Origin of the sequence: Planktothrix mougeotii LEGE 06226 (assembly GCF_015207485.1) — a bacterium.
In the GTDB taxonomy this organism is placed as follows: domain Bacteria; phylum Cyanobacteriota; class Cyanobacteriia; order Cyanobacteriales; family Microcoleaceae; genus Planktothrix.
This window is the reverse complement of record NZ_JADEWU010000006.1, coordinates 24866-40877: the sequence shown is the minus strand read 5'-3', so window position 1 is coordinate 40877 and position 16012 is coordinate 24866. Positions and strand designations below refer to the sequence as shown.

General features: G+C 41.3%; 18 protein-coding genes. 4 read left to right on the top strand and 14 right to left on the bottom strand.

The features are described from left to right. Positions 1 to 85 precede the first annotated feature (85 nt). Positions 86 to 793 carry a sirohydrochlorin chelatase gene (locus IQ236_RS04425; protein ID WP_193868143.1) on the top strand — a complete coding sequence of 236 codons (708 nt, stop codon included), beginning with the start codon at positions 86 to 88 and terminating at the stop codon, positions 791 to 793. Between the two features lie 58 nt (positions 794 to 851). Continuing rightward, positions 852 to 1559: a hypothetical protein gene (locus IQ236_RS04420; protein WP_193868142.1), complete on the top strand. Its 708-nt coding sequence runs from the start codon at positions 852 to 854 to the stop codon at positions 1557 to 1559. Between the two features lie 64 nt (positions 1560 to 1623). On the opposite strand, the gene IQ236_RS04415 is transcribed toward IQ236_RS04420, so the two are convergent. Beyond that, positions 1624 to 2292, bottom strand: a complete 669-nt coding sequence (locus tag IQ236_RS04415) for a Fe2+-dependent dioxygenase (protein ID WP_193868141.1) — start codon at positions 2290 to 2292, stop codon at positions 1624 to 1626. A 169-nt stretch (positions 2293 to 2461) separates the two neighbouring features. On the opposite strand from IQ236_RS04415, the gene IQ236_RS04410 reads away from it, so the two are divergent. After that, positions 2462 to 2791: a hypothetical protein gene (locus IQ236_RS04410; RefSeq protein ID WP_193868140.1), complete on the top strand. Its 330-nt coding sequence runs from the start codon at positions 2462 to 2464 to the stop codon at positions 2789 to 2791. Positions 2792 to 2839: 48 nt separating this feature from the next. Here IQ236_RS04410 and panB read toward each other — a convergent pair whose 3' ends face one another. From panB to IQ236_RS04395, 3 genes are all read right to left on the bottom strand, one after another. Then, on the bottom strand, positions 2840 to 3625 hold the full coding sequence (panB, locus tag IQ236_RS04405; protein WP_190521795.1) for a 3-methyl-2-oxobutanoate hydroxymethyltransferase: 786 nt from the start codon (positions 3623 to 3625) through the stop codon (positions 2840 to 2842). Between the two features lie 127 nt (positions 3626 to 3752). Beyond that, on the bottom strand, positions 3753 to 4601 hold the full coding sequence (locus tag IQ236_RS04400; protein ID WP_193868139.1) for a GNAT family N-acetyltransferase: 849 nt from the start codon (positions 4599 to 4601) through the stop codon (positions 3753 to 3755). 83 nt (positions 4602 to 4684) lie between these two features. Next, positions 4685 to 5044 carry a phage holin family protein gene (locus IQ236_RS04395; RefSeq protein WP_193868138.1) on the bottom strand — a complete coding sequence of 120 codons (360 nt, stop codon included), beginning with the start codon at positions 5042 to 5044 and terminating at the stop codon, positions 4685 to 4687. A gap of 168 nt (positions 5045 to 5212) precedes the next feature. On the opposite strand from IQ236_RS04395, the gene IQ236_RS04390 reads away from it, so the two are divergent. Further along, complete coding sequence (locus IQ236_RS04390; protein WP_193868137.1) at positions 5213 to 5707, top strand: pentapeptide repeat-containing protein; 495 nt, start codon at positions 5213 to 5215, stop codon at positions 5705 to 5707. A 176-nt stretch (positions 5708 to 5883) separates the two neighbouring features. Here the strand turns inward: IQ236_RS04390 and IQ236_RS04385 are convergent, their stop codons facing one another. From IQ236_RS04385 to IQ236_RS04345, 10 genes are all read right to left on the bottom strand, one after another. Further along, complete coding sequence (locus IQ236_RS04385; protein WP_193868136.1) at positions 5884 to 7710, bottom strand: sensor histidine kinase; 1827 nt, start codon at positions 7708 to 7710, stop codon at positions 5884 to 5886. A gap of 384 nt (positions 7711 to 8094) precedes the next feature. Next, positions 8095 to 9354, bottom strand: a complete 1260-nt coding sequence (gene metK, locus IQ236_RS04380) for a methionine adenosyltransferase (protein ID WP_193868135.1) — start codon at positions 9352 to 9354, stop codon at positions 8095 to 8097. 234 nt (positions 9355 to 9588) lie between these two features. Continuing rightward, a complete protein-coding gene (locus tag IQ236_RS28155; protein ID WP_322744083.1) occupies positions 9589 to 9921 on the bottom strand; it encodes a zinc ribbon domain-containing protein in 333 nt (110 codons plus the stop codon). Continuing rightward, positions 9902 to 10387 carry an RNA-guided endonuclease InsQ/TnpB family protein gene (locus IQ236_RS28150; protein WP_322744082.1) on the bottom strand — a complete coding sequence of 162 codons (486 nt, stop codon included), beginning with the start codon at positions 10385 to 10387 and terminating at the stop codon, positions 9902 to 9904. Before IQ236_RS28150 ends, IQ236_RS28155 begins: the two co-directional genes overlap by 20 nt. A 56-nt stretch (positions 10388 to 10443) precedes the next feature. Beyond that, complete coding sequence (locus IQ236_RS04370) at positions 10444 to 11211, bottom strand: HAD family hydrolase (protein ID WP_193868134.1); 768 nt, start codon at positions 11209 to 11211, stop codon at positions 10444 to 10446. Between the two features lie 85 nt (positions 11212 to 11296). Next, the gene (locus IQ236_RS04365) at positions 11297 to 12343 is read right to left on the bottom strand and encodes a 30S ribosomal protein S1 (RefSeq protein WP_072717213.1); all 1047 of its coding nucleotides are present in this window, start codon (positions 12341 to 12343) and stop codon (positions 11297 to 11299) included. 436 nt (positions 12344 to 12779) lie between these two features. Then, positions 12780 to 13337 (bottom strand): transcriptional regulator NrdR, encoded by a 558-nt coding sequence (gene nrdR / locus IQ236_RS04360; protein ID WP_190521813.1) that lies wholly within the window; start codon positions 13335 to 13337, stop codon positions 12780 to 12782. A 253-nt stretch (positions 13338 to 13590) separates the two neighbouring features. Then, on the bottom strand, positions 13591 to 13686 hold the full coding sequence (locus IQ236_RS04355) for a photosystem II reaction center protein T (RefSeq protein WP_006619121.1): 96 nt from the start codon (positions 13684 to 13686) through the stop codon (positions 13591 to 13593). Between the two features lie 166 nt (positions 13687 to 13852). Beyond that, positions 13853 to 15382, bottom strand: coding sequence for a photosystem II chlorophyll-binding protein CP47 (gene psbB, locus IQ236_RS04350; protein WP_193868133.1), 1530 nt, complete (start codon positions 15380 to 15382; stop codon positions 13853 to 13855). A gap of 273 nt (positions 15383 to 15655) precedes the next feature. Next, positions 15656 to 15982 (bottom strand): hypothetical protein, encoded by a 327-nt coding sequence (locus IQ236_RS04345; protein WP_190521817.1) that lies wholly within the window; start codon positions 15980 to 15982, stop codon positions 15656 to 15658. Between the last annotated feature and the right edge of the window lie 30 nt (positions 15983 to 16012).

Sequence of the window (16012 nt, the reverse complement as noted above, 5' to 3'; positions counted from 1 at the left end):
TTCCTTTTTATAGATAGATCCTGAAATGAGCAATTTTCGATACAATATCAGTCGTTAACTTTACGTTCAGGATTAATCCCAACCCTTGCTATCTACATCTTTGCTAGTTGCTCACGGTAGCCGAGATCCTCGTCCCCAACAAGGTTTAAATCTATTGGCAAAACGCTTAGGGGAACGTTCAGGCTTTCCTAATGTTGGAACTGCAACCTTAGAATTAGCACTCCTTCCCCTCCATCAACAGATTCAAGAGTTTGCCAAGTTAAGTCAATCTTGGGGATATTCTCAAATCCAAATTTTACCGTTATTTCTCTCGTCAGGTGTTCATGTTAACGCCGATTTACCCGCAGAAATTGCGATCGCTCAGGAACAACTTGGATCAGAAATTCAACTCAATTTATTACCTTATTTTGGATCTAAAATTAATCGTTTAGCGGCTTTAATCGCCACAAAAATGGCAACGGTTGAGATTGAACATTGGATTTTAATCGCTCATGGTAGTCGCCATCCAGGGGGAAATCAACCCATTGAACAATTAGCAACTCAAATCAAGGCAATTCCCGCCTATTGGTCAGTTTCTTTGAATTTTGAAACTCAAATTAAAGCCTTAATTTTATCGGGAGTTTACCAGATTGGAATTATTTCTTATTTTATGTTTTCCGGTGGCATCAGCGATGCGATCGCCCAATCCCTTCAACAGTTTTCTCAAGAATACCCCACCGTTGAATTTTATTTAATTTCACCCTTAGAAATTGACGATAATTTAGTTAATTTAATTGAAGATTTATTAAAATAATAAGTTGTAGATTAAAATAAAAGGAATAAATTTAATATTAGGATAGAATAGATTACCCATGAGTCAATTAACCTTGAAAGATTTTACTCCTGACCCCCAACGGTTAGCCGTCTTAGCAGAATGTATCGCTGACTATGGGATTGATGAGGGAAATAGTGAATGGACAAATAATATAATTTCTAAAAAAACCGTTGTTTATGGCAGTGGTGTGATTGCCAAACAAGGTGAAATTGTTAATCATAATGTTGACCCCAAAGAGTTAGAATTATGTCAACAATTAGCAGATCAAGTTGGTCAAATTATGGGAGATATTGATGTGGGGATGGGTTCAGAATCTTCTACCCCCTTTCAACCTTTCTATATTGTTGCTAATATTGATGATCCCATTCCTGAAAAAATAGATATCGAATTGATTCGCTCAAAATTTGCCGGGACAATTTTTCCCCCCGCAACAATAACCGTTGAACCTTTAGAAGAAGCAGGAATCTGGTGGTCAGAAGTCTTAGAAGATGCAGATGGAAGTGACGAGGAAGAGTATTTACAACCTTGGCGAGAAATGATGGCTTGGTTTCAAACTCAAGACAGTTTTAAAGATACAGTATTTGTTCGCATTGGTGACTATAAGGCATTATATCAAGATCAATATAATCAAGATAAATTTACCGAAGATATGGGAGATCCCGGATGTGTTTTCCCCCGGTTTGCAGTGGGTTTAACTCATCATGGCAGTTTAGCCGGAATTTTTGGATTTAGTGTTCAAACGTAATCAATGTAGTAAGCCCTTCAGGGCTTCCAGTGAGAGCAAATCAACAAACCCCTTAACCTTAAGTTTATTCTGCCCATCTTCTCAATAAATTCGTATAAGTTTTAGAAACCAAATCAAACTCAATGGTTTTCCCTTCCTTCGCAAAAATAGAACGACGAGTGGTATCTAAATCAAATAAAATTTCTCGATTTGCAGGGTCACGAACTAAACTTTGAACCCATCCCACAATGGCTAATCTTACCCCTTGCGTTACAGGTTCAACTCGGTGTAACGTTGTAGACGGATAAACAATCATTGAACCCGCTTTCAATTTATAGCGACGTTCTTCATCACTATTTTCAATCACTAATTCTCCACCTGTGTAGGTTTCAGGATCACTTAAAAATAACGTAAACGAAACATCCACACGCCAAAATTCTTGATCTCCCATCAACGCATTATCCGTATGAGTTCCATAGGACATTCCATCTTCGTAGCGACTGGCTAAAACTGAGTGAACAATTTTCGGTAAAACGGCACTTTGAAACAACGCATTTTTTTTCAAAATCGACTGAATTTGTTCCCGCAAAGCTTGAGCTTCCGGCGTTTTCTTATCAAGCTGCTGATTGTTCTTAACCAGTTTGGCGTGCCAACCTGCGGTTGTTTTACCATCAACAAACGTCCCTTGAGTGAGACAATCAATAAAAAATTTTAATTCCTCTGATGTCAAAATATCATCAATCGAGAACAGCATAGGAGATAAAAGCGCAACATTAAATAACCGATAGCTGTTTGCACCTCTGTTTTTCGGCAAGTTTCTATAAAACCAGCTTGACAATGTGCAAATTTGTCAGCTTGACGGTATATTGAAAGACGGCTTAATCTTACCTTAAATTTTGTTGGTGTAGTCAAGGAGTGTCAAAATGCAATCCAAAACAATTCAGTTATTTCTCACAGTCGGTTTAGCTGCTACTTTAGGTGCTTGTGCCCCAGCTGCTCAAGAAGGGGGTACCCCAGCAACTTCACCCGCCCCAGAAGCGACTTCTAGTCCTGCCACTTCACCCAGCCCTGTCACTTCACCCAGCCCTGTCACTTCACCCAGCCCGGAAGCAACTTCTAGTCCAGAAGCAACTTCTAGTCCAGAAGCAACTTCTAGTCCAGAAGCAACTTCTAGTCCAGAAGCAACTTCTAGTCCAGAAGCAACTTCTAGTCCAGAAGCATCTCCAGAAGGGGGCGAAGGGGGCGAAGGCTAAACCCTTTGCTGAGTAGAGATGTTTGAGAGAACGTCTCTACCCAAACGGTTAATGCCCAGGGGGAAAACTCCCCTCCCGCACTTCCGTACAGAACTCTTGAACGGCTTGGGTAATCGTTTGTTGTAAATTGGCGTATGTTTTGGCAAAGGGAGGTTGCCAGGACGATAATCCCAAAATATCCGAGGTGACTAATACTTGACCATCACAATTAGCCCCCGCCCCAATACCAATGGTGGGTATGGTTAATTGCTGGGTAATTTTTTGGGCTAAATCTGAAGGGATATGTTCTAACACAATTGTAAAGGCTCCGGCTTGCTCTAACGCGATCGCTTCTGAAAGAATGCGTTCTGCTGCATCGGAGGTTTTGCCTTGTTTGCGATAACCCCCAAATTGATGAACGGACTGGGGGGTTAAACCCACATGACCCATGACCGGAATTCCGACTTGGACTAACTGAGTGACTGTTTCTGTCATTGCTGGATATCCCCCCTCCAGTTTAACACCTTGAGCACCTGTTTCTTTGAGAATTCGTCCGGCTGAATGAATGGCTTGTTGAGGACTTTCTTGATAAGTTAAAAAGGGCAAATCAACAACTAATAAAGCTTGTTTCACGCCTCGTCGCACAGCTTTAGCATGATGAATAATTTCATCTAAGGTTAGGGGTAAAGTGGTGTCATATCCTAACCCAACCATTGCCAGAGAATCTCCCACTAAAATAATATCAACTCCGGCTTGATCGAGGAGTTGAGCGATCGCATATTCATAGGCTGTCAATACTGTAATGCGTCGTCCCTGCTGTTTCCATTGACTTAATTGTTGGGTTGTAACTGTCATAATCAGTTATCAGTTATCAGTTATCAGTTATCAGTAATTATATCAAGCATGACATAAATACCGTCGAATCAGACATCCGACCTTTTCTATTCTTTAAATAAATTTTCAACTTTTATGCTTGTAAAGCTTAACCTAATTCCAAACTGGTAACTGCAAAAATATTTGTCCAATTGATATTCGGTTGCTGTCCAGTATACATTCTAACACATTCAAACAGGGATTGCATTTGATAACGTTCAACTAAAGAAATTCCTGGGTTATTAATATTGGGAACATCAATATAAATCGAATCTCCCTGAGCATAACAAGCTAAAGCCAGAAACAGCTTTTCTGCTATCTCTTCATTTTCAGCAAATAAAGGCCCAATTCTAAATCCATCTGTTGCTTTTCTAATCACTCCATAACCAACTAAATTCTCCTGATTTAAAATTCCATACCCTTGTCCATGAGGTTGATTAATCCATTTCTCAAGGAAATTAAGACGATCACCAGGAAAATATTGACGATCATAATTACACAGTTGAGCAAAATTAATTGTTTTTAAATCTACTAAATCATTAGCCATTGTTCCTGAAATTATCCCTTGATACCGCAGATGGGAATGAAACGGTTTAAAGCCAAATTTTTGATAAGTTTTAACTTGTTCCAAAACAGCATCTAACGCTGCATTTTGACCCGGAATTAACTTAAAAGCTTCCTGCCAAGTTTTCAAACCATATCCTTGTTGACGATATTCCGGTTTAACAATATAAAGACCAATAAAGTTAAAATTGCTATGATATCGGACAACAGAAATACAACTAATGGGTTGACCGTTTAATTCCCCAATTAAAAATTCACCGGGATCAGCACTATAAAAATTATCAACATCATCAATACCCGGATTCCAGCCTTCAGAAGCTGCCCAACTTAAGGCTAATTTTAGATCATCCGGGGTCATTGAACGAACTCTGAAATAATCTTCTATTATGGTCATTTTTTTCGACTCATTAAAATATTGATCCCCATCTTTTGCAGATAGGGTTCAGATTTACTGATTGATTTTTTGATAATTTAGGTTTAATCTAATTGATTATTAGACTTTCCTAAAATTTGATTGAATAAACTAGAAACTAAAGAAAGAACGATTGAACCCAATAATGCTGCCCAGAAGCTAGAAATTGAAAATCCGGGGGTAAAATAAGCAACTAACGAAATAGAAATAGCATTGACGACGAATAAAAATAAACCTAACGTTAGAATAGTTAGGGGAAGGGTAAAGATCGTAATAATGGGTTTAATAATGGCATTCACTAAAGCCATTACAACCACTCCAACGGCGGCAGCTTGCCAACTGCTAATGGTAAAACCCGGAACAATATAAGCCGTTATTCCAAGTGAAATTGCAGAGATTAGCCAAGTTAGAAAAAAATTTAGCATGGATGTTTCCTAGGAATAAAAATCCAAATGGGGGTGCTTTTGAGGAATTTGAGATCCTCAAGGAAACTTCTGAGAGATAGCTAATTTTACAAGGTAATGGCAAAATTAGGCATTTGAGAAGCTAATATAAGTATAAATCAGTTGATCCTAAAGTGGAGTAATCAATAGATGATTAGACTTTGGCAATCTATCATTTTAACGGTCGTTGTCGTGCTGTTGGCCTTACCGCTTCCCTCCTGGGCAGCCCAAAATCCATCCCATCTGTTTTTCAGTCATAGTTTATTACAAGGACGGGATTTTTCTAATCAGTCTTTACCTGCGGCTGAATTTGCGAATTCTAATATGGAGTTAGCTAAATTTGATCATTCCGATTTAGAAGGAGCTATTTTTAGTAAAGGAATTCTAACAAAAGCCAGCTTAAAACAAGCAAACTTAACCTATGCTATGTTAGATCAAGCTGATTTTACAGAAGCAGATTTAAGTGATGCTGTGTTAGTTGAAGCCTTATTTTTCGGGTCAACCTTTCATCATACAAAAATTATAGGGGCTGATTTTACTGATGCTTTATTAGATCGAGAACAGATTCGACAATTGTGTCAGGTTGCCAGTGGCATTAATCCCACAACAGGAGTTTCAACTCGTGAGTCTTTGGGATGCCGATAAATATGCAATTACTAGAGAGCTATCTATCTGAAACTTTAACTCTGTAAAAAATGCTTATTGAATTAAACTAATTGGGTAGGTTTAATCATCTGATAAGCCATTAATAATTGTGTTAAGGCAAGAAGATAGCTTTGTAGCATTTCTCCCGTTATTTCTACTAAAATCCCTATATTCTGTTACAGATTACAAGTTTTTCCATTTTCTTCTATATGATGTTCAAGATTTATTATCGCAACCTGACTCTCTGGTATAATTAAAGATTGTAAACTCGCCTTAAAAATACTTCCCTCACTCACTTGACTTTGAACTAATTTTAAATCGCCTCCCATCATTTTACAAAAATGGCGACTAATCGCTAAACCTAATCCTGTGCCCCCATATTTACTCGATGTTGAATTATCCCCTTGAATAAAGGCTTCAAAAACATATTTTTGCTGTTCTTCGGGAATCCCAATTCCTGAATCTTGAACACAAAAATTAATTTGATAATACGGTAAAGGATTATCGAATAAATCCTCGTTTTCAGAATTGAAATCATTAGAGTCAGGAGTCAGGAGTTCACCAGTTACGGTTAATATAATTTCACCGTGCTGTGTAAATTTAGCGGCATTACTCAGTAAGTTTAATAAAATTTGTTTGACTTTGGTTGAATCCGCATGAATAATTGTTAAAGCCGGATCATAATTCAGCGTTAAAATATTTCCATTTTGACTAACTAAAGGTTTAACAGTTGCAACAACGCTTTCAATTAATTCTTTTAAATCAAAATTTTCTAAATGAAGTTCCATGCGTCCGGCTTCAATTTTAGATAAATCCAAAATATCATTAATTAATGATAATAAATGTTTTCCGGCGGTATTAATCATATCTAAATCACCAATAAATTCCTCATGACCTAAATCTTTCGCATCTTCACTCAGCATTTCGCTGTAGCCTAAAATAGCATTTAAAGGTGTTCTTAACTCATGACTCATATTGGCTAAAAATTGACTTTTAGCGATGTTAGCAGATTCTGCTGAATCTTTCGCTTGTTCTAACTGCTGAGTTTGTTGATCAACTTGTTCAATTAAGGAGTTGACCGAATGAGCTAAAGAATAGATTTCATGAATATTCGTCTGAAAAGGAACCCGAAGTTGATAATTAGACTCCTGTGCAACTTGTTCTGCCACTTGCTGGGTCACACTTAAGGGTTGAGTAATAGAACGAGTCGTTTTAATCGCTGTAATAATAGAAATTAAAACCGATAACAAAGCACTAATAATAATAATTAAATTTTCTAGCTTTCGAGCTTTTTTGATCACAAGTTCGCTCATATCTTCTTGAATCTGAGCTTTTTTTAACCAGTCTGTCAATTGATTATTCAGCGTTTCTAAGGTTTGAATGGTTTGTTGATTAGAGATAGAGTTAAAGGACTGATAAATCGCCTTGGTTTTAGAATCCGGGGATAAGGTCGGTAAAATAGATTTTAAAGTTTCAATCCTTTTAATATAGGTTTTTAAACTGTTTTTATAGGTTTTAAAGAAGGATTTTATTTCTAGGGGTGTAGCCACTGACCAACTGGGTTCTTGATCAATAAACTTTTCAATTTGCCCAACAAGCTGTTCTATTTCAGCTAGATTTTGATGGATATTTTTTGGGTCATGATTCCAAGTTTTAGGGTTATCTGCTGAAGAGATTAAGTGATAACTCTGCAATTGGATCTTGAGAACCGTTGTATTAAAGTTACTGAATAATTGTGCTTGTTGATGAGCATCCGATAATTGATGATAAGTCTGTTTTTGGTAAACATCCGCCAGCAATAATCCTGTAATTGAACCCATAAAACCAATAGAAATGGCTAAAAAATAGCCATAACTAATCTTTTGATAAATAAACCAGCGATGCTCTGACGGGTTCTGGTGTCGAAAAGGATTATATTTATCGATATAACCCTTGAAAGAATGGGTTCTAACTCTGTGAGTACCTTCGTGTGTTGTAGTGGATTTTAAATCTTCAGATGGCATTAGCCTATACTCCTTTTCCCTCCCAGTTACGTTTGACTAAAGAATAGTTACCTGGTTCATCTTGTCAACCTCAATCCTTAAATTGTGACGTTTTAGAACATAATAGGGGTTGGTCAGAACACAATCTCCTTCCAGGGTATAACCCCCTAACTACAATTGTGACATGGCTGTGTTAGTGTTACTACTGATCAGAGAAATTAAATAAAAGATGTAAAAAACCCTTCAGTTGAACCTGAAGGGTTAGGAAGACAGCAAAGTCAAGAATTTCAATCGAGTTCTAAATCCGTGAAGGTTGATCTGATCACAAAGAGATCTCTATTTTTTTGCCAACTTAACAATCACTATCTGAACGATTCACTTCAGTCGAAAAGAATACAGCCGTAACTAACCGACCACAGCAGTCGTTTGCAGTAAGGCTTCTTTGAGTAACTGTGCTTTATCCGTCTTCTCCCAAGGTAAATCTAAGTCTGTTCGACCTAAATGACCGTATGCAGCCACATCTTGGAAGAAACGACCGCCACGTTCTGCGGGTAATTTTTGTAAATTAAACGCTTGAATCATTCCCGCCGGACGCAATTCAAAGTTCGCTTGTACAACTTCCAGCAGTTTGTTTTCATCCACCTTCGCAGTTCCAAAGGTTTCAATAAACACGCTGACGGGTCGAGCTACCCCAATGGCATAGCTTAATTGCACTTCACACTTCTCTGCTAATCCCGCAGCCACAATATTTTTAGCCACATAACGGCAAGCATAAGCCGCACTGCGGTCTACTTTGGTGGGATCTTTACCCGAAAATGCACCGCCACCATGACGGGAATAGCCCCCGTATGTATCCACAATAATTTTGCGACCGGTTAAACCAGAGTCCCCTTGAGGGCCGCCAATCACAAATTTACCCGTTGGGTTGACTAAAAAGCGAGTTTGGTCATCAGGTTTGATCGCAATATCATCAAATACGGGTTGGACAACCGCTAACCACAAATCTTCTTTAATTTTGTTTTGTACTGCCGCCTCATCGGTAATGTCTCCAATGGTCGCTGTATGTTGGGTGGAGATTAAAATCGTATCAATACCAACGGGACGATCATCTTCATACAGGACAGTGACTTGGGTTTTACCATCGGGACGTAAATAAGGCAATTTGCCATTTTTCCGCACTGCTGCCAATTGTCGAGCAATGCGATGAGCTAAACTAATGGGTAATGGCATTAGTTCTGGGGTTTCATTACAAGCGAAACCAAACATAATGCCTTGATCTCCAGCACCAATCGCATCGAGTTGTTCATCACTTAACAGTTCTCTTGCTTCTTGAGCTTGGTTTACCCCTTGGGCAATATCAGGAGATTGTTTATCTAAGGCAATCAGAACAGAGCAGCTATCGGCTGAAAAACCATTGTTGGCATCAACATAACCGATCTCCGCAATTTTTTTTCGAGCTACATCAATATAGTTGATATGGGCAGTCGTCGTAATTTCACCCGTAATTAGCACTAAGCCAGTATTGACCACTACTTCAGCAGCAACGCGGCTTTTAGGATCATGGGCTAATAAGGCATCTAAAATCGTATCGGAGATTTGATCGCAGATTTTATCGGGATGACCTTCAGTAACGGATTCAGAAGTAAACAGGTAACGGCGAGACAATAATCATTCCTCCTTGTAGGCGAGTGGGATTGCTGCGTAAGTGTGAGGGCATTGCCTTAAATTACACTACTACAGCTAGGACAAAAATTAAAATCACAGATTTTCCAATTCGGTAGAGACACGACAAGACGGGTGTGTACGTTGTCAAATGGGACGGATTAACGGGGGAAAAGTTGCGACGATCCCAACCGTTTGGCAATAGATATCCCCTTAACGTGAACTACCGACACTTCTCTACGAGTAAGTGTCGGCTTCTGATTTCTCAGCCCGATGCCTAATCATTCGAGAATGAGCGGGTCTTACACAGGCTCCATCAGCAGAGACGGGGTTCCCTCCGCCTTGATTTTTAATTCTGATGCCTTCGTTCCTGATGTTGAGTGCAGCGTTACTATCTCGGTCATGATGAGTATGACAATTAGGACAATCCCATTCTCTGATATTCAGAGGTAGCGTATCCACGACATGACCGCAACTCGAACAAGCTTTGGAACTGGGGAAGAAGCGATGAATCTCTATCAGTTCGCCATGTTTTTGTTGAAGTTTATAGTCAACAAAATTGATGAACATTCCCCATCCCACATCGGATATTGATTTTGATAACTACTGCTTTAACTTCACCAATTTTGGGGACTTTTAGATATTCACCCTTAACAGTAACACTCTGGGGATACTGGATTGATTGTTTATGATGTTTGGACTTGAATCTTGGAAACTTAGCTCGGACTTCAAAAAAGTTTTTATAGGCCCTATCTAAGTTAATTGCTACACATTGGAGAACCGATGAATAACAATCTTCCTTAAGCCAAGGATATTCTTTTTTGAGTTGAGGGAGCATTCCTTTGTAGGTTGCTAATTTTAGACTTTTTCCAGTTTCTTGATAGTGTTGAATACAGGCATTTAAGGCATAGTTCCAATACCATCTTGCACAACCGAATGACTTAGCCAATGCTAATTCCTGTTCAGATGTCGGGTAGAGTCTAACCTGAATTGCTTTCAACACTTTTGCATCACCTCCTTTTCTTTTTTTGATCATAATAAGTCATCGGTGAATTGCACAGACCCCTACCGCAATTCATCCCACGCTGCAAATCACGGGTCAGACGTGGGGCTTCTTACGGAAGAAGCTAAAATTTTAATCTCATCTAATTGAGCAATCACCACATCAGCACCTTTAAGATGCTGAGAATTTGATGGCTTCCAGCAGACCCCTACACAACCCCCAGACTGGGCTGCCAACGCCATATCAATATCCCCCTGAGCATCTCCTACCATTAAAGTAACAGAGGGATGAACCCCAAGAGCTTGACAAGCATTGAAAAATAAACGCGGATCGGGTTTTGTTGGGCCGTCATCGACCCCCATTTGTAATTGAATATAGGGTTCGAGTTGATGGTGTGTCACAAAACGTTGGACTTGTGCAGTCGGCGCCGCCGAAAGAATCCCCACCTTTACCCCCGCATCGGATAGGGATTTGATAATGTCTAAACCCCCAACAAACAAAGGAGAAGGGGGAGTAGACTTGAGATAATAATCTGCATCTTCAAAAGCACGACGGGCAATATTTAAAGACTCTAACCACCCTCGTCCCGTTTCTGCAATATAGGCGGCGGCTGCAATTTCATTTTCTCGTCGGCTTCCCACCGCCATCAATCCAGTAGGGTCAAGGCTATCTCCCTGAACCCCAAAAGCCATCAATAGAGGTTCCCCAATCCCCGGAATTTGAGCATCAATTAAACGCGATCGCTTTTGAGCTAAATTCCTCAAGAAATCCGTAGAATCCTCTAAGGTTCCATCTTTATCGAAGATAACGGCTGCGATATTAGAAAAAGTAACCGTCTGAACTTGAAGAGTAACCAACCTTAAAAACTCCAAAAAAAATAGGGAAAAAGGAAGAGGGAACAGAAAAAAATCTATTCCCTCTTCCTTTTTGTTCCGTTGAAACTTATACTCCCTCGGCAACAGGTTCAACGTCTTCTTCGATGGCTTCTGGAATGTCATCGTCAATGGCCGATGGGATTTCATCATCAATGGCAGATGGAATATCTGCTTCATCCAGTTCTGCGGGAACTTCAATCGAGACAGTTCCTTGTTGAGCCGCCAAGAGTTTTTCCCGGAATTTGGCTGCCATTTCTTCAGCTTTCTCATACACAAGCTGAGGATTTTTAACCATTGCTCCCGGTTCGGGTTCCAGTTGTTTTGTTGAAAGGGAAATCCGGCCGCGATCTGCATCTAAGTCAATAATCATGACTTTGACTTCATCATTGACATTAAAGACGCTATGAGGCGTGTCAATGTGATCGTGAGAAATTTCTGAGATGTGGAGCAGACCACTCACGCCACCAATGTCAATAAACGCCCCGTAAGGTTTAATTCCTCTAACGGTTCCTGTCACCACTTCACCCACTTCTAAGCGGTTCATCTTCCGCTCAACTAAAGCCCGACGATGGCTTAGAACGAGGCGATTGCGATCCTCATCAACCTCTAGAAATTTTAAGGGTAATTCTTCAGCAACGAGTTCTTCTTTGGGTTTGCGTGTACTAATATGGGAGCCTGGAATAAAGCCCCGCAATCCTTCAATGCGAACTAAAGCGCCGCCTCGATTTGTGGCAAAGACTTGAGAACGGACGGTAGCATCTTCCGCTTGCAGTTGGCGGACGCGCTCCCATGCCCGCATATACTCAATGCGACGAATGGAAAGAGTTAATTGCCCATCTTCGTTTTCATCGGTCAGAATGAAAAACTCGCGGGTTTCATTGGACTGTAATACTTCATCAGGACTTTCCACCCGATTAATTGACATTTCTTGTAGTGGAATGTATGCTGCGGTCTTAGCACCAATATCAATCAGAGCACCCCTTGGCTCTAGACTAAAAACTGTCCCCGCCACTACGTCACCGGGACTAAAGTGATAGTCGTATTTATCGAGTAAGGCGGCAAAATCTTCGTGGGTGAAGCCCACATCTTTTGGTTTTGTTTTCTGATTGATCATGCGAGTTGTGTCCTAAAGTTGCTCCTATTAAATGGTTGTCTTTGCAGTTAAGAGAGGTTTTTGATCCTGGCTGATCAGCCAATTTCTAGGCGATCAAAACTGCTGACTTGACATCCGAAGCCCATAGAATATCTGCTGAAAACAGATAAACAGAGCATTGCCTCGTCAAGTCTAGTAGCTCCTATATAATTAAGGCCATCAACCTAAATATACAGCCTAAACCTTTACCCGGAGGTGTCAGGTAAGCTGTGTTGATGCCTAGGGGGAACAGGTAAATGGAGTTAACTTAAATAGTATAACTGTTCAGAGCATATCTATTATGCCATAACTGATCGATTTTGGGTCAGGACTTGCCCAAAGTTTTATCCGGTTGGGGCTAGAGTTCAAGATTAATTGGGGTAAATGAAAAATTATAACTCTGCTATTGAGATGGAACTCAGGAGGCAGAACACAAAGAAGGGGAGGTTTCAAGCGGTGAACTTTCCTGTGGGGAAGTCGGATCTTCCTGGGTTGAAGTGGGTTCATTCCCGTTTTGAGGCTCAGTATCACTCTGAAAGTGATTCAACGCTTCGGCAAAATCTCGAATCCCTTGAAATTGTCGATAAACGGAAGCAAACCGCACATAGGCAACTTCACTTAAAGATTTGAGTCGTTGCAAAACTAATTCTCCAATTTCCTGAGTGGGAAATTCCCGTTGGGAACGTTGTTGCAGTTCCGCTTCAATTTCATCAATAATTGATTCTAAATCTAAAGCAGAAAGTCCTGTTTTTTCACAAGCTCGAACCATTCCCCGCAGTAATTTAGAGCGATCAAAGGATTCTCGTTTCCCATCCCGCTTCATCACCGTAATGGGAACAAATTCAATCCGTTCATAAGTCGTAAACCGATGCTGACACTGGAGACATTCCCGACGTCGCCGAATGCTTTTACCCGATTCAGCCGAACGCGACTCCAGTACGCGACTATTGGTATACTGGCAAACTGGACACTGCATGATTAACGTCCTTTGAGCATAGAGTTCACCGAACAGAAGTTTTCTGAACAGTGAGTACAAAGCACGGGGGTAACGTTTGAACAGTCCAATACTCAGCCATGAGAACTTAAGGTTTTAGTTCAACGAGTGAACCTTCGGTTTCCAGAAATCAATCCCAGCCTTTCTGGGTTGGCGACGGTACAGAACGTTAAATAGATTACCCCAAATCCTCATCACTCAGTATTGGATCGGAAAAAGATTCTCTTATTGCCAGTTACTTCCCAATCCGAGGGGGTTCCCGGAATGCAATTGCAAAAAAGAGAACTCCTAAGGCCAAGGTCAAAACTAAGATGTAAGCAACACTTTCCATGTTAATGTTTCCTAAACTTATTGTTTTCTAACAGTCTACCATTGAGCGATTAAGGAAGATGGAATCCGTCTAAATAAAGAGAGAGTTGGAAACTTTATGAACAAAGCTCCAACTCTCTAAAAATTAGGTTGACAAAAAGACTGCAAAAGCCTGAACTAGGGGTATCCTAGACGGTTTTCTTAACGCGAGTCGTTTTGTCACCCACTTTCTGGAACAGACCCCATTCCACTTGTTCTTCGAGATCGGCTTCCACCCCAGCGAACACATCGCGGAAGATCGTCCGAGAACCGTGCCAAATATGGCCAAAGAAGAACAATAATGCAAAGCAAGCGTGGGCGTAGGTAAACCAGCCACGGGTACTCGTGCGGAACACCCCGTCAGATCCCAAGGTTTCCCGATCAAACTCGAAGGGTTCCCCTTGTTGGGCTAAACGGGCGTATTTCTTAACGGTTGGGGCATCTTTAAAGGTTTTGCCATCTAATTCACCACCATAGAAACTGACCGTCACTCCAGCTTGTTCAAAGCTGTAGCGAGACTCAGCCCGACGGAAGGGAATATCAGCGCGAACCACACCGTCTTTATCCGTGAGGACTACTGGGAAGGTTTCAAAGAAGTTAGGAAGACGGCGAACTGATAATTCCCGTCCTTCAGAATCTTTGAATACCGGATGGCCTAACCAAGTTTTAGCAATGCCATCGCCATTGTTCATCGGGCCAACCCGGAATAAACCGCCTTTAGCTGGGCTGTTGCCCACATAGTCATAGAAGGCGAGTTTTTCAGGAATTTTTTCCCAAGCTTCAGCGTAGCTATCCCCACGGGCAACACTGGTTTGTACCCGGCGTTGAATTTCCTGTTGGAAGTAACCACTATCCCATTGATAGCGAGTCGGGCCAAACAGTTCGATGGGGGTGGCCGCAGAACCGTACCACATGGTTCCAGCGACAACGAAAGCGGAGAAGAACACCGCAGCAATACTGCTGGATAACACCGTTTCAATGTTCCCCATCCGCAAAGCTTTGTATAAGCGTTGGGGCGGGCGAACAGAAAGGTGGAACAGACCCGCAATAATGCCAACAACACCGGCGGCAATATGGTGAGCGACAATACCACCTGCATTGAACGGGTTAAATCCTTCAGGCCCCCAAGCAGGTGCAACGGGTTGCACACTTCCGGTGATGCCATAGGGATCGGACACCCACATTCCAGGGCCAAATAAGCCCGTTAGGTGGAAAGCCCCAAAACCAAAGCAAAGCAGACCTGATAAGAACAGGTGAATGCCAAACATTTTAGGCAAATCTAAGGCAGGTTCGCCTGTTCGGGGATCGGTAAATAGCTCCAGATCCCAGAAAACCCAGTGCCAAACGGCAGCCAGGAAGAGTAAACCAGACAGAATGATATGAGTGGCAGCCACCCCTTCAAAAGACCAAACACCAGGGTTGGTAACGGCTTCTCCGGTGAGACTCCAACCGCCCCAGGATTGAGTAACCCCTAAGCGGGCCATGAAGGGCATGACAAACATCCCTTGACGCCACATCGGGTTGAGGACGGGATCAGAAGGATCATAAATTGCGAGTTCATAAAGGGCCATAGATCCAGCCCAACCTGCCACCAAAGCGGTGTGCATCAGGTGTACAGAGATCAATCGTCCTGGGTCATTCAGAACAACTGTGTGTACACGATACCAGGGTAGTCCCATTGACTACGCTCCTCCTAGTTGATAATGGTCTACTTTTTTATAACTTTGCTATGAATACGCCCGAATTGATCGTCCCTCAATTGAAAAGTCATCAATTTCGGTTAGATCATTAACGGGATCTCCACGAACATGAAGCTTATCTTAAAGAAGTGTATCGATTGTTAGAACCAAATGCAATAGTTTTGACACTCTCACCGACAAGCTTCACTGTGTCGGGAGATTGTTGGGAGATTCTTGGGCTGAACACTGACTCCCCACGACTCAACCGTGAGATTACAGACTATTATTCATTTGACATTCTGTGGAAGCACTTGCCAAGCGTTCTAGGACTTGATCGGCTGTAATTAAGCGAGTCAGAACAACTTGACCAATGGTGCTAGAGGGGTTGTTAATTGGGGTAATATCGGGTTTGACTTCTAACATCAAAACAGCATCTTCAACCCGATACAGCCACATCTTTTCCTGTTGAGTTTGATTCCAAATACAGAGGTTCATTTTTTGAATTTCGGGTGGACGGCGACGTAGGCTTTGATCCCACAGACCTCCTACTCCCCAGACTCGTCCTACTGTCCATCCATCGGTTAAAAAAAAGTATTTCACGACTGCCTTAAACAAACTGACTTTAGATCT